Annotated in this window: 22 protein-coding genes; 11 read left to right on the top strand and 11 right to left on the bottom strand. The window is 40.5% G+C overall.

The window, feature by feature from the left end; genetic code table 11:
• Positions 1-191 precede the first annotated feature (191 nt).
• The 3 genes from Ana3638_RS02480 (at position 192) to Ana3638_RS02470 (ending at position 3068) form a co-directional block, all read left to right on the top strand.
• Positions 192-836 carry a GDSL-type esterase/lipase family protein gene (locus Ana3638_RS02480; RefSeq protein WP_161836648.1) on the top strand — a complete coding sequence of 215 codons (645 nt, stop codon included), beginning with the start codon at positions 192-194 and terminating at the stop codon, positions 834-836.
• Between the two features lie 455 nt (positions 837-1291).
• Positions 1292-1771: a DUF1648 domain-containing protein gene (locus Ana3638_RS02475; protein ID WP_161836647.1), complete on the top strand. Its 480-nt coding sequence runs from the start codon at positions 1292-1294 to the stop codon at positions 1769-1771.
• A 163-nt stretch (positions 1772-1934) separates the two neighbouring features.
• On the top strand, positions 1935-3068 hold the full coding sequence (locus Ana3638_RS02470; RefSeq protein WP_246240724.1) for a PQQ-dependent sugar dehydrogenase: 1134 nt from the start codon (positions 1935-1937) through the stop codon (positions 3066-3068).
• A gap of 151 nt (positions 3069-3219) precedes the next feature.
• Here Ana3638_RS02470 and Ana3638_RS02465 read toward each other — a convergent pair whose 3' ends face one another.
• Positions 3220-3435, bottom strand: a complete 216-nt coding sequence (locus tag Ana3638_RS02465; protein WP_161836646.1) for a hypothetical protein — start codon at positions 3433-3435, stop codon at positions 3220-3222.
• A 134-nt stretch (positions 3436-3569) separates the two neighbouring features.
• Between Ana3638_RS02465 and Ana3638_RS02460 the strand changes: the two genes are divergently transcribed.
• The 8 genes from Ana3638_RS02460 (at position 3570) to Ana3638_RS02425 (ending at position 9533) form a co-directional block, all read left to right on the top strand.
• A complete protein-coding gene (locus Ana3638_RS02460) occupies positions 3570-3902 on the top strand; it encodes a PadR family transcriptional regulator (protein WP_161836645.1) in 333 nt (110 codons plus the stop codon).
• A complete protein-coding gene (locus Ana3638_RS02455; RefSeq protein ID WP_161836644.1) occupies positions 3902-4249 on the top strand; it encodes a DUF1048 domain-containing protein in 348 nt (115 codons plus the stop codon). The genes Ana3638_RS02460 and Ana3638_RS02455 overlap by 1 nt, the downstream gene beginning before the upstream one ends.
• 9 nt (positions 4250-4258) lie before the next feature.
• A complete protein-coding gene (locus tag Ana3638_RS02450; RefSeq protein WP_161836643.1) occupies positions 4259-4609 on the top strand; it encodes a DUF1048 domain-containing protein in 351 nt (116 codons plus the stop codon).
• A 14-nt stretch (positions 4610-4623) separates the two neighbouring features.
• Entirely contained in the window at positions 4624-5382 is a 759-nt protein-coding gene (locus Ana3638_RS02445) for an ABC transporter ATP-binding protein (RefSeq protein ID WP_161836642.1), read from the top strand.
• Positions 5383-6153, top strand: a complete 771-nt coding sequence (locus tag Ana3638_RS02440; protein ID WP_161836641.1) for an ABC transporter permease — start codon at positions 5383-5385, stop codon at positions 6151-6153.
• Between the two features lie 59 nt (positions 6154-6212).
• Positions 6213-6401, top strand: a complete 189-nt coding sequence (locus Ana3638_RS02435; RefSeq protein ID WP_161836640.1) for a cysteine-rich KTR domain-containing protein — start codon at positions 6213-6215, stop codon at positions 6399-6401.
• A gap of 190 nt (positions 6402-6591) precedes the next feature.
• Positions 6592-7287 (top strand): ABC transporter ATP-binding protein, encoded by a 696-nt coding sequence (locus Ana3638_RS02430; protein ID WP_161836639.1) that lies wholly within the window; start codon positions 6592-6594, stop codon positions 7285-7287.
• Positions 7287-9533 carry an ABC transporter permease gene (locus Ana3638_RS02425; RefSeq protein ID WP_161836638.1) on the top strand — a complete coding sequence of 749 codons (2247 nt, stop codon included), beginning with the start codon at positions 7287-7289 and terminating at the stop codon, positions 9531-9533. The genes Ana3638_RS02430 and Ana3638_RS02425 overlap by 1 nt, the downstream gene beginning before the upstream one ends.
• 98 nt (positions 9534-9631) lie before the next feature.
• Here the strand turns inward: Ana3638_RS02425 and Ana3638_RS02420 are convergent, their stop codons facing one another.
• The 10 genes from Ana3638_RS02420 to Ana3638_RS02380 all read right to left on the bottom strand — a co-directional run bounded on the left by Ana3638_RS02420 (position 9632) and on the right by Ana3638_RS02380 (position 16404).
• Complete coding sequence (locus tag Ana3638_RS02420) at positions 9632-10411, bottom strand: lysophospholipid acyltransferase family protein (RefSeq protein ID WP_161836637.1); 780 nt, start codon at positions 10409-10411, stop codon at positions 9632-9634.
• Between the two features lie 137 nt (positions 10412-10548).
• Positions 10549-10713 (bottom strand): hypothetical protein, encoded by a 165-nt coding sequence (locus Ana3638_RS02415; protein WP_161836636.1) that lies wholly within the window; start codon positions 10711-10713, stop codon positions 10549-10551.
• Positions 10714-10812: 99 nt separating this feature from the next.
• Positions 10813-11337, bottom strand: a complete 525-nt coding sequence (locus Ana3638_RS02410) for a class I SAM-dependent methyltransferase (RefSeq protein WP_246240721.1) — start codon at positions 11335-11337, stop codon at positions 10813-10815.
• Positions 11286-11621 (bottom strand): hypothetical protein, encoded by a 336-nt coding sequence (locus tag Ana3638_RS24860; protein ID WP_246240717.1) that lies wholly within the window; start codon positions 11619-11621, stop codon positions 11286-11288. The genes Ana3638_RS02410 and Ana3638_RS24860 overlap by 52 nt, the downstream gene beginning before the upstream one ends.
• A gap of 47 nt (positions 11622-11668) precedes the next feature.
• The gene (locus tag Ana3638_RS02405) at positions 11669-12376 is read right to left on the bottom strand and encodes a DUF5131 family protein (RefSeq protein ID WP_161836635.1); all 708 of its coding nucleotides are present in this window, start codon (positions 12374-12376) and stop codon (positions 11669-11671) included.
• Between the two features lie 3 nt (positions 12377-12379).
• Positions 12380-12847 carry a hypothetical protein gene (locus Ana3638_RS02400; RefSeq protein WP_161836634.1) on the bottom strand — a complete coding sequence of 156 codons (468 nt, stop codon included), beginning with the start codon at positions 12845-12847 and terminating at the stop codon, positions 12380-12382.
• Between the two features lie 52 nt (positions 12848-12899).
• Entirely contained in the window at positions 12900-13301 is a 402-nt protein-coding gene (locus tag Ana3638_RS02395) for a cytidine deaminase family protein (protein ID WP_161836633.1), read from the bottom strand.
• Positions 13302-13353: 52 nt separating this feature from the next.
• Entirely contained in the window at positions 13354-14193 is an 840-nt protein-coding gene (locus Ana3638_RS02390) for a GNAT family N-acetyltransferase (RefSeq protein WP_161836632.1), read from the bottom strand.
• Positions 14194-14372: 179 nt separating this feature from the next.
• Entirely contained in the window at positions 14373-15371 is a 999-nt protein-coding gene (locus Ana3638_RS02385; RefSeq protein WP_161836631.1) for an HD domain-containing protein, read from the bottom strand.
• A gap of 586 nt (positions 15372-15957) precedes the next feature.
• Positions 15958-16404, bottom strand: coding sequence for a GNAT family N-acetyltransferase (locus Ana3638_RS02380; RefSeq protein ID WP_161836630.1), 447 nt, complete (start codon positions 16402-16404; stop codon positions 15958-15960).
• Between the last annotated feature and the right edge of the window lie 2 nt (positions 16405-16406).

The raw sequence follows: 16406 nt of genomic DNA, 5'->3' as shown, positions 1-16406 counted from the left end.
TCGATACCAGAAAGATTTACAATTATGCTTATGACCGCATCCTGATAATTGTTAAGCATGATATGATTTATGGAGAGAATGCTAATATTCTGACATTGGGGGAAATGGAAAATAAATAAGGAAAGAGATGGTTTTTATCGCTTAAAAGTTTTATAATAAACATTAATGAACATAGGAGGGAAAAGTTAGAGATGGAGGAGATTTTAGACAAAGAAAAGCTGGAGAAAATTAATCGGTATAAGATATTAAACCAATATGTTAAGAAAGGTCAAATTCTGTTTACGGGATCTTCATTAATGGAACAATTCCCGATTTATGAATTCATTCAGGATTATGATATCAGGGAAACTATTTATAACCGGGGTATAGGAGGATTTACAACAACTCAGATGCTGCAATATTTGGATGTGATGATCTTTGAATTAGAGCCATCCAAAGTATTTATTAATATCGGTACGAATGATTTAAATGAACCGGATTATTCACTGGAGGCTCTCATGGGCCGCTGTGAAACTATTATAAAACAGATCATAGAGCATTTACCGGAATGTAAGATTTATTATATGGCGTATTATCCGGTTAACGGGGAGTATGATTTTGGAGACGAAGATATGAAACAGGTGCTCAAAATCAGAACAAACAAAAGAATTAATGAAGCTAATTCTGCCCTGGAGCAGATGGCTGAAAAAAATCAAATACATTTTATTAATATTAATAGAAACCTTTATGACAGAAGCGGAAATTTAAAACCGGAGTACTCTATTGAAGGAATGCACATGTATGGGAATGGATATCATGCTATATTAGAAGATCTTCTGAGATTTGTAAGGGAATAAATACTTTAAGATTGAGCTACATACTGTAAAAATGGGGCTGCCGCACAAATGCGGTGCCCTTTTTCATTTCCGCGAAAGCAAAGTGAGAATTAGCAAGCTTGCTTGCAATAATTCGAACGCGCACGCGAACCGAAGAAACTCGCAAAGCGTGTTTCTTCCGGTTAGAGATGTTTATCACATTTTAGGGTATCAAAATAGGGTGTGATTATTATCCAACAAAAGACACGTTCTCACTCGTTTGCCGCACATAACGGTACATAAGGTCGTGGCAGATAAGTGATTCTGCCACAATCAGCTTCAAAATGATAATGTATGACTTTTCCTCTCTCTTATGCTACAATATTACTATGTTAATATACTTTTTTGTTAAGAAATGATTAACGATTTTCTATCATCTATTTTCTTGTATTATAGGTGACAGATAAGAGGCAGATACAAATAAAAAGGAGCTTTTTATGAAAGATAGATTTATTATAAAAAAAACAAAGTATGATATTTTCATGAATAGCATTTGTTTTATCTTGTTAATTGGAGTATTCCTATATTTAATTTTAAATTGGAGTAATATCCCGGATAAAATACCAGGACATTATAATGCTCTCGGTACGGTGGACCGATGGGGAGATAAAAATGAAATATGGTTATGTCCAATCATTAGTGTTTTATTTTATATTGCACTGTCAGTATTGGAAAGATTCCCCGGGGCCTGGAATACCGGAATCCAGGTTACGGAGAAAAACAGGGAACAGGTATATCGCCTATTAAAGAATATGCTTGTTACTTTAAAAGTGATTGTGGTTGCCGATTTTGTTTTTATATCTGTAAATTCCGCATTGACAAAACCGATGCCGGCGTGGTTTCTTCCGGTATTCTTAATACTTTTATTTGGCACAATTGTGATTTTTATAAGTAAATTGCTGAAACTTCGTACATGACTTCTGGATGCACCTTGTAACCATAAACGGCTGTTTCAACTCATAGTAACAGCCTGAAATTCCAAGGGCAAATGTACATCAGATATGAGATTTCTTAAGCCCTTTTTTACTGGCACATAATTCTGCTTCCTGCCATATAATGCTAGGAAGAATACGGCAGTTTATGCCGGTAAACAGCAGCAAGGAACAAGCCATGATTAACCGAAGTTTTACCACCTTAAGCCATATGCTTGCCTGGTACCGGAATAAGGATTACATCCGGCTGGGTATACTTAACTCTCAGACTTCTTCATTTCAAATTCAGGTTATTGCAGAAAACCTCCATATACCCTGGGCAGTGGACATCAGTGAAGACGGCAGGCTGTTCTTTACGGAGCGGAACGGAAACCTGCGGGTCATAGAAAACGGAATATTAAATCCGGAGCCGTTGTATACATTCAGCCCTCCTTTTGTAAACATGGGAGAGGGTGGGCTTTTGGGGCTTGCTTTAGACAGGGATTTTCTTTCAAACGGGTATATTTATCTTATGTATACCTATGAGGAAAACCGAAGACTTTACAGCCGTGTGGTACGTATGCGCATCGAGGATAATACCGCGTCAGAGGAGGAAATTCTTCTGGACCGGATTCCGACAGGCCAGTTCCATGTCGGCGGAAGGATAAAAATAGGCCCCGACGGTTACCTGTATATCACTGTCGGGGATGGCGGTGATCTTAATCTTGCACAGAATATCAACAGTCCGGCAGGTAAAATTCTGCGGATCGGAACAGACGGAAGTATTCCGCCTGATAACCCCTTTCCAGGTTCGCCGGTTTATGCCCTGGGATTCAGAAATCCTCAGGGCCTGGCCTGGAATAACAATAATGTACTATATGCCTCGGAACATGGAGAAACAGGCCATGATGAAATTAATATCATACAACCGGGCGGCAACTATGGCTGGCCGATTGTTACAGGTGATGAAGAAATACAGGGATATGATTTTATTAAACCTGTCGTTCAAAGCGGAAATGGAACCTGGGCTCCTGCGGGAATTGCCTTTGCAACCGGAGGGCCCAGGATAGGCCAGCTGCTTGTATCAACACTCCGAGGGAGTGTACTCATGGCAATCACCTTCGACGAATCCGGGACACAGGCTGTTAATGTGGAACGATTACTGCAGGGTCGTTACGGACGGTTAAGAGAAGCCTATCAGGCAAGGGATGGTTCCATATACCTAACTACCAGCAACACGGACGGCAGAGGGCTTCCGAATCCCGGGGATGATAAAATCCTCCGGCTGATGCCTTCTATGTAAGAGCAGACAAAAAGGCCGGTTAAAAATAACTCCGTATATGGGGTTATTTTTAACCGGTTTTTGATAAATCCGGGCCATAAGTTTATCTACTGTTTCACAAACATCCACAAATGTAATGTCTTTTGTATAATCAAAATCTAATTTTAACGTATCAAGTGGTTCTTTTTCTCTTTTTCATATCTTTTAAATGCTTCTGATAGAATCTGCATATCCGAATCTCTTTCCTTTCATAAAATATGGCAACTCCTCTGGAGACATGCTCTAACATACCTGTATCAACCAGATGTTTTAGACATCCTTTGAAAATGCCTTCTTTGCTAGATATTTCACTAATTGCGATTTCTAATAATGTATTAACATTTGACATATTATAATTCTAAAAAAGTCAATAACAATTTATCCGCACTCAGAATAAAAACTATTGACAGACCAACTAGTATGTGTTACTATATAGCAGTAGTAAGTAATACTGAATATCAGTTATACAGAATAGTGAAAGAGGTGATTGTACTGGAAAACCTAACAGAAATGCTCAAAGGTGTGCTTGAGGGCTGTGTCCTTGAAATTATAAATCGAGGAGAAACCTATGGCTACGAAATCACGAGGTTGCTGAATGCTCTCGGCTTCTCAGATGTTGTGGATGGAACGGTCTACACCATTCTGGTTCGTCTTGAGAAGAATAAACTTGTGGACATAGAAAAAAAACCGTCCGATATGGGGCCGCCGCGCAAATTTTACGTGCTTAATGACGCAGGGCGCAAGGAACTAAGGAAGTTCTGGGAAAAATGGGAGTTCGTATCAACAAAAATTAGCGAGTTAAAGGAGAAAAAATAATGAATTTTTGGGATAAAATTACAGGCAACGACATGACTAGAGAATTAAAAACTTTTGAATTACGAGCCCAACAGCTGCCGGCTGATTATCAAGCGGCATGGGAAAAAATTAAGGCCAATATTTGGCCGTACTCAGATTTCACCGGTCGTAACCTCATGCCAATTCTTGACGATGTGCTTGGCCTGCTCGAAGAAACGGCGGCGGACGGTCAGAGTGTCGGGGAGGTTTTGGGTGATGATATCAAAGGCTTCTGTTTGGCGCTGGTCGGTGAAGAAGGGGCAAAGTCTTACCGCGACAAGTGGCGCGAGCAACTCAATAATAATATCGCTAAAAAATTAGGTAAATAGGAGGATAACATGAGTATACAAGATATTATCGAAGGCAAAAAAGAGTGGAGAGCGCACGTGGCGCGCGTCAAAGCGCTCCCTAAAGATTATCAGATTGTTTATAAAGAGATTCAGAAATATCTCTTTAAGGTTGGTCCTGTAGAGCTAACCGACGGGACGGGTTTACTCTCGGGGATTGTCGATCTTTTTGAAGAGGGCGCGGCCTTGGGGAAAGGCGTACTCGAAGTGACGGGCAGAGACGTAGCGGCTTTCTGCGACGATCTAATCAAAGATTCAAAAACTTACGCTGACGTCTATCAAGAATCTGTTAACCAAGAAACTAATAAGGCCATGAAAAAGGTTACGGATAAAACAAAGTAAAGGGGGATATCGGTATGGAAAAAGCAATTGAAGTGAAAGGACTGAAAAAGTCTTACAAACAGCTTGATGTTCTGAAAGGCGTGGATTTTGAGGTGGAAAAAGGCAGTATTTTTGCCCTGCTCGGCTCCAACGGTGCGGGCAAGACAACGATTGTAAGAATCCTCACCACGCTGCTTAAACAAGATAGCGGAATTGCCACTATAAACGGCTTTAATGTTACATCAAAACCTGACAATGTAAGACAGTCAATCAGCCTGACCGGGCAGTTTGCCGCCGTGGACGAGATTTTGACCGGGCGGGAAAATCTTATCATGATCGCCAAGCTACGACACCTTGCCAATCCCCGGCAGGTGGCTGGCGATCTGTTAAAACGCTTTGGCTTGACCGATGCCGCCGACCGCAGGGTTTCCACCTATTCGGGAGGTATGCGCCGCAGGCTTGACATCGCCATGAGCCTTATAGGAAAACCGCAGCTTATTTTCCTCGACGAACCGACCACCGGGCTTGACCCCGAGGCGCGCATCGAGGTATGGAAAATTGTTAAAGAGCTTGCCGACGGCGGAACGACGGTATTTTTGACCACCCAGTATTTGGATGAAGCCGAGCAGCTTGCCGACCGGATTGCCATTCTGCATGAGGGAAAGATTATTGCTAAGGGCACCCTCGCTGAGTTAAAAAAGATGTTCCCGCCCGCAAAGGTTGAGTACATTGAAAAACAACCCACATTGGAGGAGATATTCCTCGCAATCATAGGCAAAAAGGAGGAGAAATAAATGAAAATGATAAAGAAGCATTTTTTCAGTGATATGGGAGTCATGCTTGGACGTTCCATGCGCCATATTACCCGCAGCATGGACACCATCATCACAGTCTGCATTACTCCAATTGCGATGATGCTGCTGTTCGTCTATGTGTTTGGCGGCGCAATCCAAACCGGTACGGATAACTATGTAAACTACTTGTTGCCCGGTATCCTGCTGATGGCGATTGCAAGCGGTATCGCATATACGGCTTTCCGTCTGTTTGGGGATGTACAGGGAGGCATATTCGAGCGGTTCCAATCCATGCCGATTGCGCGTTCGTCCATGCTGTGGGGGCACGTGCTGACCTCGCTGGTATCCAATGCGATTTCGGTTATCGTAATCATTCTCGTAGCGCTTCTTATGGGCTTTGGCTCATCGGCAGGAGTATTGCCATGGCTTGCTGTGGCCGGTATACTCGCTCTGTTTACGCTGGCATTGACTTGGGTCGCTGTGATTCCAGGACTGATCGCAAAAACGGTGGACGGTGCGAGCGCCTTTTCCTACCCGTTAATCTTTCTGCCGTTTATCAGCTCGGCGTTTGTGCCGACCGAGACGATGCCGTCAGTCGTACGCGCTTTTGCAGAAAATCAGCCAGTGACCTCGATAGTAGACGCTATCCGTGCGCTCCTGTCGGAGCAACCTGTCGGAAATGATATTTGGGTTGCCCTTGCATGGTGCGTCGGGATTATGCTTGTGGCATATATCTTCGCTATGAGAGCGTATAAACATAAAGCAGCTTAATGTTTACAGGCATTAAAATGTTAGCGGTCAAAAAAACAACAAGTAAAGGAATGGTTAGAATGTATAAATATGAATGGATATTATGCCCGGTCTGTGGCAACAAAACACGGGTCAAGATACGGTTTGATACGGTGCTTGAAAACTTTCCACTATTTTGTCCCAAGTGTAAACAGGAAACATTAATCAATGTAAAACAACTGAAGGTATCAGTTATCAAAGAGCCAGACGCTATGACGCAGAGCCGATAACCTGTGAGATTGTTCACAGTTATCGGCTCTTTCTTTATCTCACAGGTTGATGCGGACTTATCCGCTTTGTTCTGGTACCTCGGATAAATTTATATATTGACTTATGTCAGAAACGACAGCGGATATGGAGCAGTCTAAAAAATGAATTTAATCAAATGTTGAACAATAAAAAAGGGAAAGGGTGTTAAATATGTTTTTATCAGTATCAAACCTTACAAAAAGCTATAACACAGGGATTATTACCCATGTACTAAAAGGTGTGGACCTGAAGATGGAAAGAGGACAAATCGGAGTAATATTAGGCCCCTCCGGTTCGGGTAAATCTACGCTTATGAACATTATAGGCGGGGTTGACAGAGCCGACAACGGCTCAGTCGAGGTGGACGGCAAGCGTATTACAAATTTAAATGACAATCAACTGGTTGAATACCGTAGGGAGAGCGTGGGTTTCGTCTTCCAGTTCTACAACCTTGTGCCGAACCTCACGGTAGCCGAAAACATCGAGGTTGTGTCGAACATCAGTAAAAATCCACTTAAAACAGACGAGGTGCTTTCTGCTGTCGGACTTTCTGACAAAAAGAACCGTTTCCCAAGAGAACTCTCCGGCGGCGAGCAGCAGCGCGTATCCATTGCACGAGCCATCGTTAAAAACCCAAAGCTCCTGCTCTGCGACGAGCCCACTGGAGCGCTTGACCTTGAGACGTCGCGGGATGTGTTGTCGTTACTCCAAAAAGTTAATAAACAGTTTGGCACGACTATCCTGATGATCACCCACAACAGCGCCATCGCCGGTATGGCTCACAACCTGTTCCGGCTGAGAAGCGGTGAGGTTACGGAAGCCTTGCAAAATTCCAAGATTATACCGGCGGAAAGGATTGAATGGTAATGACACTGAGAAAACGCATATGGCGTATTATAAAAGAAAACAAGGGCCGGTATATCGGCATCGTTATTCTGATTCTTTTAGGAAGCTTTTATTTCATCGCGGCGACAGGCGTGGCCAATAACCTTAAAAAACTGGTCGTGGGGTTTGCAAAAGACAACAGGCAGGAAGATCTGACCTTTTCCACAGATAAACCCATCCCGGATATCGCGGCGATGGAGGTAGAATCCGGCGCGCTGATAGAGGCTTATAGACAGTACGACGTCAAACTGCAAGACGGGGAGGTGAGGCTTCTGAACCTTACTTCCAAAATCAATATTCCGGCGGTATTATCAGGGCGAGGTCTTAAAAATCCGGGGGATATTTTACTCGATCCGTATTTTTGTAAGACACAAGGCTTGAATATCGGCGGTCAAATAGAGCTAAACGGCAAAAGTTTCAATATAGTAGGAACGATGGCCGTACCCAATTATGTTTATATACTCAAAAGCCTTTACGATGTGCTGCCAACCAGCGGTTTTGGTATCGGGATTGTTTCCGCCGCGGATCTTAAGGCATTCCCGGAGGCGGTCACAGTCTATGGGGTACGTTTTAAAGACAGGGAAAATATTAATGAACAGATAGTGAAGCTGCATGGGCTTTTAAGCGAAAAAGGGTATTCCCTTTCCGAATGGCTGGACGCCAAAAATAACAAGCGCGTCAGTATGCCTTGGTCAAACATTAACAGTATGCAGAGCATGAGCCTTCCTGTATCATCTGCTTTTTTTCTGCTTAGCTGTCTTATTGTGGGGGTGGTGATCCGGCGCATGGTCAAATCCGACGGTGTGGTCATAGGTACGCTCTACGCCCTGGGCTATCGCCGACGGGAACTGACCTTGCATTATACAGCGATCCCAGTGCTTATGTCCGCGGTGGGAGGCCTTGCCGGCACACTGCTTGCGTTGCCGTGTGTAAAACCCGTAGTTGATTCTATGTTGATTTATTACATCCTGCCTGATAAAGGCATTACATTTTCTCTATTAAACCTGGCGCTTGCCGTTTTGATGCCGGTGATTTTTATCGGTCTGTCAAGTTTTCTTATTATACGTAAGATTCTCAGAAAAGCTGCTGTTGAGTTGATGAAAGGTGACGAGCAAAAAACAAAAGTGAATTTTATAGAACGTACATTCCGGCTGGATCGGTTTAAATTCAATACCAAATTCCGGATACGCGAGCAGGTACGAAGTATACCGCGTCTGTTGTTCTTAGTGTTGGGCGTGAGCGCCGCGTCAATGATATTGCTGTATGGTTTTACCTTCAACTACTCGATGGATGTGGTGATGGACAGAGGGGCGCTGTCGATGTACCAGTATCCCCTGGAGTATAACTTCAAGGAAGTACAAAATTTACAGGATGGAGGGATTCCCGAAGGAGCGGAGCCATATAACACGATCCGCTGCTATCCCGAGGGCAGGGAATCGGTTGAGTTTTACCTGATGGGTATGGAGCTGGATTCCGTCGGCTTCAAGATGAACGACATGGAGGGCAACACGCTGTCCAGGGATCAGGTAAATATCACGTCTCCGCTGGCCAGCCGGCTGAAGCTTAAGGAAGGGGACACGATTAGTTTCATAAACAAGCTGGATGGAAAATCATACAATCTGACAATCGATGGGATCGTCGAAACCTACGGTGTGCAATTTGTTTCTATGCCCCTTGATAAGTTCAACCGTATGACCGGTCAACCTCTCGGAAGCTACCGGACCGTGCTCAGCAGCCATGAGATAGATTTTGACGAAAGCCTGCTTGCCGGTGTGATGGATGCTAGAGATCCCGAGGCGTATGAAGACCTGGCCATGCCAACGACGCTCATAGTTACGTCTGTAACGGCCTTAGCCGTGCTTATTGCGGTCATTATTATCTTCCTAATAACATCGCTGATGATTGAGGAAAGCCGCAGCACAATATCCCTAATGAAAGTATTCGGCTACCGCGGAAAAGAAGTGGCGAAGCTGATTCTAAACAGTTCCACACCGGCGGTATTCATCGGGTTTTGGCTGGGGCTTCCGTTCATGCTGGCCTTTGGGAACAACCTGTATGGTTACGTAGCAGATATAACCAATATGCTGATACCAATGATTGTGAACCCGTTGTATATCCTGATAAGCTTCGTGGTGATCTTTGCGGTGTACGAGATAACCAAGCGGCTGTGTGGAAAGAAGCTCGAGAAAATATCCATGAGCGAGGTGCTGAAAAAGGGCACGGAGTGAGCTGTGAGATCTTTGTATTTCAAAAGTAAACCTCCAAACTGATGTAAAATATAATTACTTCGTTTGGAGGTTACTACCCAGTTTGCTTATTTGAGATACTAAATTGGTTTAAATCTTTTTCTCGTTCGATGTTCTTCATCAAGTACGGCTTCTCTTGCTGGGATTCCTGTAAGTGTCCCTAATTCGTTCTGTGCTTCAATTACTCTTTCTAACCATATTTTTTTATGTGGATCAAAGTCCCGGCAGTCTTCTGGTATATAAATCGGCTTTCCAAATACGAGACGATTCCCGGCTCCCTCAACTGCCTGCTCAATAAAAGCCGGCAAAACAGGAATACCAAGTAACTTGGCTAACCAGAAAGCTCCACGTTCAATATCCTCTGCTCGATCTTTGTTTATGTCATAAATAGTTCCCTGAGGGAATATTAAAAAATGTTTTGGTTTATCGCTCTTTGCAAACCAATTTTCAGCTGTTTTAATTGCTGCGAAAGATCCACCGGTACTTTTCCGGTCCACTGCAAAAACTTTCTCAAACTCTAATATGGGTTTTAATTCTTTGGGTATGGAAACACCATTAAAGCAATCTTCTTTCGCGAAAACAAACAGCTCGGGATAAGTATCTTTACTTGGATGCATAATCTCATAATAATAACTCATTATAAGGGGAGCATCAGAATCTGTTAAATGATTCGTTGCAATGATATAAGAAGCAGCAGTAAAATCCTCCGGTATGTGATATGCTTGAAAATTATATGCTCTTAAAAGCAATTTCTTTGCTTCTATAATTTTATTTCTTAATTTATCCGGATTACCCGCAATACTTATTATTTCTTTTATTCCATCCTCATTAAACAATGAACTGGCATGAAACAAATGCATAATATTACTCCTGGTTAATTAAATTTATTTGAATTAATTTTAACATAAATATACCGGTAATACCAATGTATTCATAAGTTATTTCTTGAGATTGAATCAGGCTTACAAAGCTATAACAAGGTAATATTCAGATGATATCATGAACCCAAGCCAATAAGCAAATCGGCTATTGAAAAGAGACTGCCTCTATTTGGTTTTATACTTTTTAAAACGGCTGCTTTGTCACCAAGTAAGGTAAATAAAATGGTCATAATGGCAAAGATTAAGCCTAAAATAAGACAAGCATAAAAACCGATATTCATATCACAAACTTCCTTTCTAATTATATTCAGGACAAAAGTACATTTCCACAAAGATACCTTTTGATAGGAACACTTCTTACCAATCCATTTTTAAATAGTTCAAAGTTTTCTTGCTTTGATTACAAAAGTTACAGGAAGCATTTTTGCTTTTTTTGCGAAATCACTGTTTCCTTCGTAGGATTGAATAATGTCATCATCAGATTGCTCTATCATTTGCTCAATTACCAATCCCGCTTTTGCCAGCGCATTCACATAAGTTGATAGTTTACGGTCTGATAATGTCAGTTCACCCTCATCAAGAGATACAGAATACCAGGATTCATCGAAGTAACATTTTTTAAAAATAAGCATATTATTTTCTGCGGCAATACATTTGTGTATCGGATGAGACCAACTGAAAATAAATATTCCGTCTTTTTTCAGGTAAGAAGCGATCCGGCAAAAAGTATCCTCAAGGTCGGTAGTCCAACCTATGGCATAAATCGAATAGACAAAGTCAAAATAATTTACTGGTATACCACATTCTTCTTCCATGGGAGAACAGATTAGTTTTGCCGAAAGACCGCACGCCGTTAAATGTTGTTTTGCCTTTTTGAGTTGTTTTTCCGATATATCCATACCCATAGTTCAGATGCCTTGCGCTCCCCCTGATATTGCAAGGATTGTCCGTTTCCACAACCGATCTCCAGTAATTTTTTTCCTGAAACATCGCCGAAAAGTTGGCATTTTTCCTCTGAGACAAATGCTCCATAGAAAGGAAGCACGATTGCTCCTAAAAATGAATTTCCCTTTGTGTCCCAATAGAAGCTGTTTGTTTCATAAACAGAATTTTTGTCCATGTGGGTCGTGATGGCGGAGTCCACCCCATCTGCGCCTATATTCATTCTATTAACTGCATTCTTGTCCACGACAACCTTCCTCTCATATAAATAATCTGTATTTTAATTCGCTTCAACTAATAGTCGATTCCTGCCTTTTTTGCCTGACTGCAAAGCTGCCGTACATTAAGCGTATATGTTTTTCCATCCTTTATAAAATAGGTACCGCATTGTCTGAATTCAAAATGAGTATTCGCGTTAATACACTGAGAACGGAGAGATAACACCCAGTCATAGTCTAATGGCCGTGCTTTATAATCGGATTCACCGCCAACCACTACAAGCTCAATATCCTCAAGATATTTTTCAATCGTGACTTGCTCGATAAGAGGCTGGCAAATAATGTTTTTATGCTTGATAGGCAGCTTGTTAAAAATGGATAACCTGAAATCAGCCATTTCCTGATTTTCTATGGTACAACCCACCGTTACGTTATCGTATCCATCTCCCCAATTATCAGGAGTACAGTCGGTAAAACGTTCAATACGTTTTGTTAAGAATATAAAATGTAAGTCGGAGCGTTCCTTTATCATTTGCCAGCAATCACCTCTCCAGGCGTCTGCATCAGGAAGTAAAAAATCGGAGGAAAAGCAAAGATAAACTACTTGTCCGGATTTGATTTTGTATTCCCCTTTTTTATTTTTATCAATGGGAGCGGTAAATTTATCTGTTTTTACAATGGTGTTAGTATCAGTACCGCGTTTATTATCACCCTTGTGAATATAACAGAACTTACACCCCTCACTATACTTATGGCAGCCTCGCCATGGATTCCACATAGCCATAAGCTAAAACCTTGACTTTTCATAGTTGTACGGAATACTGGTTCCAACAACCACATCTTCAATTTTATCAATAATCAGCCAATCATCCATATTACCTTGATGGTCAAAAGCAAGGGGAGGGTCGATCACTTTTATATCGCTAAACGCTACAAGACACAGGCACTTTTTAAACCAGCGTTCCTTTTGTTTATCCGTTAAGCAGAGCTTGCATTGATTATCCGCAAGAATTTTTGTTATTTCACTATCAGTGAGCTTAACATAGTTCTGAACAGATTTTACTTTTGCAAGAGCGGAAATGTTAGCAGTTCCCTTTTCCATAAAATACAGAGTTTCACTCTCAAATACTCGGCTGTGAGGGATTTTTCGGCCTGCAGCACCTCGTACCACCATCGTTTTTGTTCCATTCATAATTTTATCCAGCTCGCGTTCACCGCTTTTTCCGGTATTGTCACAATAAACTAAATGTACCATATAAGTTTTCTCCTTTCATGGTGTATAAATAATTTGAAACTTAAATTCTGGTTTAATTTAAACGGCTATCTGTCCACCAAATCGGACATAAATCACCAAGTTTTACTGTTTCTAAGGTATCATAATTCATTAGCACATCAATGTCTTTACTGTCTTTATCTAGTTGCATCATAAATTCTCTGCAAGCTCCACAAGGGGGACCAACTTTTCCGTCAGGCATAATTGCAAGAACTTTCGTTATTTTACTTTCTCCATTGGTTATCATATTAGCAATAGCGTTTCTCTCAGCGCACATTCCAAGCGAAGAACTCGTATCAATGCAGACACCGACATAAATATTATTACTAGCAGTTAATATAGCTGCAGCAACTCCTCCTGCATCAATAAACGGTGAAATGGTTCTTGCATTTTGCACCTGTTTCGCCTTGTTAAACATCTCATTCCATATGTTCATCCTTTTTTTCCTCCCTCAAAAATAATATTAGCAGATGGTTTCCCAATTGGTATCAGATTTTTCGTTCCATACAGATGGAATTAGGTTTATCCGCATACTGTCCGTAATTTGGTATAATTTTATATCCTGCCTTTTTGTACATATGACAGGCTGCTTCCATCGGCTTCCCGGTTTCTAAAATGCACCACCGGTAGCCTTTGATTTTTGCCTTTGCCTCTAACCTACGAACCAATTCTGCACCCAATCCCATCTTTCGCTGGGATGATTCTACATAGATTCGTTTTAATTCCGCATGTTCTTCGTCATACATTTTAAAGGCACCGCATGCAATCGGCTTTCCATCCCGATAAGCCACAATCACGTCATGGATACTGTCTCTTTTATTATATTGTGCATACTGACTTCGTTGAAACCTGCCCCCAACGATTTCGTCAAGGGTTTGATCCAGCCTGCCACAAAGCATTGCAAAATCCGGATCTTCCCCGTCCGTATCCTTAAATGTTAATTCGGATAGATTAAGTAACTCGGATTTTAATTTTCTGCTGAATTTATGAATAACAGCGTCATATGCCTCATCAATCATTTGAAATAACATGTCCATATTGAAGAAATCATCCAGATTAATGGTATTCCAATATGGCTGCTGAACCGGCGGACAATGATATCCACGTACTATAATATCCGGATAAAGCTGCCGATAAAGAGTTGCTTTCTCCGGCTCGCATTTTAATGTTAACTTATAAAATTTTTCTTCTGTGTTGAATTGCGCAAATATTTTTCCTAAAACCTTATAACAAATCGGATATTCTCCAAAGGGTCTTGCTTCATAAGCACCTGGGTGTTTCAAACAATATTCTTCTATGGCTGAGATTACATTGGAATTATTCTCCATGATTTTTCTCCTATGAAAGGTGATATTCGTTATAATGAATGCTTTCGTTTGTATAATACTCTTCGGGTAGAAGAGTACATAATGGAAGAGTTAAGCACAAAAGGAGTAATTTTATTGTTACATCATAAGCATAAGTCGGTTATTATTTAAAAATGTAGTATTACTAAGAAGCATTATGCTTATACTGCAAAGATCCATTGATTGAAATCAATATTCAAAAATGTTTGTATCTGGTCAAGAACACCAAGGTCGATCTCTGTGAGCCTCTTTGTTTTGTTGTCACAAAGTACTAACGGATCAATATACCGTTTTTTGGCTGAGATATTGACACTATATTTGTTTTCCGGTTTTTCCGCCGAAACTGCAACGGCGGTGAGTTCCGTATAGTTCTTCCATAGTTCGGATAACTGTTTATTATTATTTAGTTTCTTAATAACTTTACTTTCCGTTTCATATAAATCATCTTGCAACAGAACGCCATTTTCTATGGCCAGGCGTATGAGATCCGCTAAATACTGCATTGAAAAGCGGTCTTGATCTGACACGAAAAAGTGAGAGTTCCGCAAGGAAATTTCCGTAAATTTTTTAGCGGCATCAATGGATTGGAAACAGAGTTCTTCCGTTCCATGTTCATTTGTTGCTATGGTCAATTCTTTATAGAGACTGCTTAGAATTTCAAGCCCCATATTGTATAAGCAGTAGCCGTTACCAAAGGTATATTCCAGGCGGTCAGCCGAAAGCATGGGAGTACCATTATCGGCAATTGGATATTGGTGATAGTCACAAACGTCATCAATCCTTATATGATGCTTTTTCAAAAGAACGGAGATTTCCCTTGAGTTTTCAATAAATAGCAGGGTTTTGTCTTCCGTTGATTCTTGTCTTAAATGGTCACCTTGCAAAAAATCGATGGTATGTGCAAAGGCGGGTGTTGCTATATCATGAAACAATCCAGCTATAGCCTGCCGAATGTCGTGGGTAAAATTCCACACAATCTTTGAAACACCTACACTATGTGTAAACCGTGTATAGCGGATTTTTTCCATCTGGTAAAATGGATAATTAGTGTATTCACAACCACAATGCATGCCGATGTCAGATAATCTCTGCATTTCAGTGGTATTTGCCAGTTGTTCTAACAAAACAGGAATTTCTTCCGTATAGATTGAAGTATACAAGATTCAGATGCTCCTTCTTAGTATATTAATTAATGGAAATATACATATTTAATTCATGTGTTTTTCATAACAATCCCAAATAGCAAATAATATTTTCTCTTAACTGATTTTCTAAACAACCTCTATTTTCTGTTATCTTTGTAATCTAAAAATAATTTTATCAGTAGAAGTACATTAGTTGAAACCAGAAGAAACCAACTATTTTTCAAGATTGTAAAATAAGTAATCACCAAAATGCACCATATAACAAGAAAAATAAAAGTTGAATTTTCTTTTTTCATAACAATCTCCGTACAGTTTTTTGTATGTTTACTAACTAGCGTTGTTTTACCGATGCTAAAATTCATAAAAGAAGAGTCCTATAATTTAATTGCTTTAATAATAAAGGGCCATAGGTAGGTAGTGAAGTTGACCCAAACCAATCATCGGCTATAGAATCCCAACTCTTCCTATTTTGAACTAATATTTTATTATCTTTCATATTTCTCCCCGAATATTTTAATATTTTTTTGATTGGAATAGTTACTACAAGTTTATTTCATTCTTATGAGTTTTTCATTTAACAATTTTGTTCAATTGAAAAAACTTATGGATATAGTATAAATTTTTGACTTGGATAACCGAATTCTTCAATTAATTCATCTTCAACAAAACCAATTTTCTTATACAATGCCCGTGGAGCGATACCCTTAGGGTCTTCTTTACGAAAAGTAGACACTGTAATATTATGGGTTCTATCAAGGTGCTTTAATGCATCTTTAAGTAACATAGTTGCAATACCTTGCTTTCGATACTCTGGTAACACAGCAAGACAACATATCAGATTATGTTTTTTTGAAAATAAAAGTACTCCAACCACTTTCTCAAAGTCTTTTATACAGATTGCTCTTTGTTCTTTCATAAACTTCAATACGGTGCATTTGTGTTCGTTTATGCCATCTATTGTTTCCAGTCCGGGAAAATTAGAATGAACCACATGTACAAGTTGCATCCAGGAATCGATGTCATCATATTTTCCATATTCTACAATCATAT

Origin of the sequence: Anaerocolumna sedimenticola, from assembly GCF_009931695.1 — a bacterium.
GTDB lineage: Bacteria > Bacillota > Clostridia > Lachnospirales > Lachnospiraceae > Anaerocolumna > Anaerocolumna sedimenticola.
This window is presented reverse-complemented; position numbering and strand designations above follow the sequence as displayed.

Coding starts and splice junctions, on each gene's coding strand:
- Ana3638_RS02480 (WP_161836648.1), top strand. CDS start 192: ATGGAGGAGATTTTAGACAAAGAAAAGCTGGAGAAAATTAATCGGTAT.
- Ana3638_RS02475 (WP_161836647.1), top strand. CDS start 1,292: ATGAAAGATAGATTTATTATAAAAAAAACAAAGTATGATATTTTCATG.
- Ana3638_RS02470 (WP_246240724.1), top strand. CDS start 1,935: ATGCCGGTAAACAGCAGCAAGGAACAAGCCATGATTAACCGAAGTTTT.
- Ana3638_RS02465 (WP_161836646.1), bottom strand. CDS start 3,435: ATGTCAAATGTTAATACATTATTAGAAATCGCAATTAGTGAAATATCT.
- Ana3638_RS02455 (WP_161836644.1), top strand. CDS start 3,902: ATGAATTTTTGGGATAAAATTACAGGCAACGACATGACTAGAGAATTA.
- Ana3638_RS02450 (WP_161836643.1), top strand. CDS start 4,259: ATGAGTATACAAGATATTATCGAAGGCAAAAAAGAGTGGAGAGCGCAC.
- Ana3638_RS02445 (WP_161836642.1), top strand. CDS start 4,624: ATGGAAAAAGCAATTGAAGTGAAAGGACTGAAAAAGTCTTACAAACAG.
- Ana3638_RS02440 (WP_161836641.1), top strand. CDS start 5,383: ATGAAAATGATAAAGAAGCATTTTTTCAGTGATATGGGAGTCATGCTT.
- Ana3638_RS02435 (WP_161836640.1), top strand. CDS start 6,213: ATGTATAAATATGAATGGATATTATGCCCGGTCTGTGGCAACAAAACA.
- Ana3638_RS02430 (WP_161836639.1), top strand. CDS start 6,592: ATGTTTTTATCAGTATCAAACCTTACAAAAAGCTATAACACAGGGATT.
- Ana3638_RS02425 (WP_161836638.1), top strand. CDS start 7,287: ATGACACTGAGAAAACGCATATGGCGTATTATAAAAGAAAACAAGGGC.
- Ana3638_RS02420 (WP_161836637.1), bottom strand. CDS start 10,411: ATGCATTTGTTTCATGCCAGTTCATTGTTTAATGAGGATGGAATAAAA.
- Ana3638_RS02415 (WP_161836636.1), bottom strand. CDS start 10,713: ATGAATATCGGTTTTTATGCTTGTCTTATTTTAGGCTTAATCTTTGCC.
- Ana3638_RS02410 (WP_246240721.1), bottom strand. CDS start 11,337: ATGGGTATGGATATATCGGAAAAACAACTCAAAAAGGCAAAACAACAT.
- Ana3638_RS02405 (WP_161836635.1), bottom strand. CDS start 12,376: ATGGCTATGTGGAATCCATGGCGAGGCTGCCATAAGTATAGTGAGGGG.
- Ana3638_RS02400 (WP_161836634.1), bottom strand. CDS start 12,847: ATGGTACATTTAGTTTATTGTGACAATACCGGAAAAAGCGGTGAACGC.
- Ana3638_RS02395 (WP_161836633.1), bottom strand. CDS start 13,301: ATGAACATATGGAATGAGATGTTTAACAAGGCGAAACAGGTGCAAAAT.
- Ana3638_RS02390 (WP_161836632.1), bottom strand. CDS start 14,193: ATGGAGAATAATTCCAATGTAATCTCAGCCATAGAAGAATATTGTTTG.
- Ana3638_RS02380 (WP_161836630.1), bottom strand. CDS start 16,404: ATGATTGTAGAATATGGAAAATATGATGACATCGATTCCTGGATGCAA.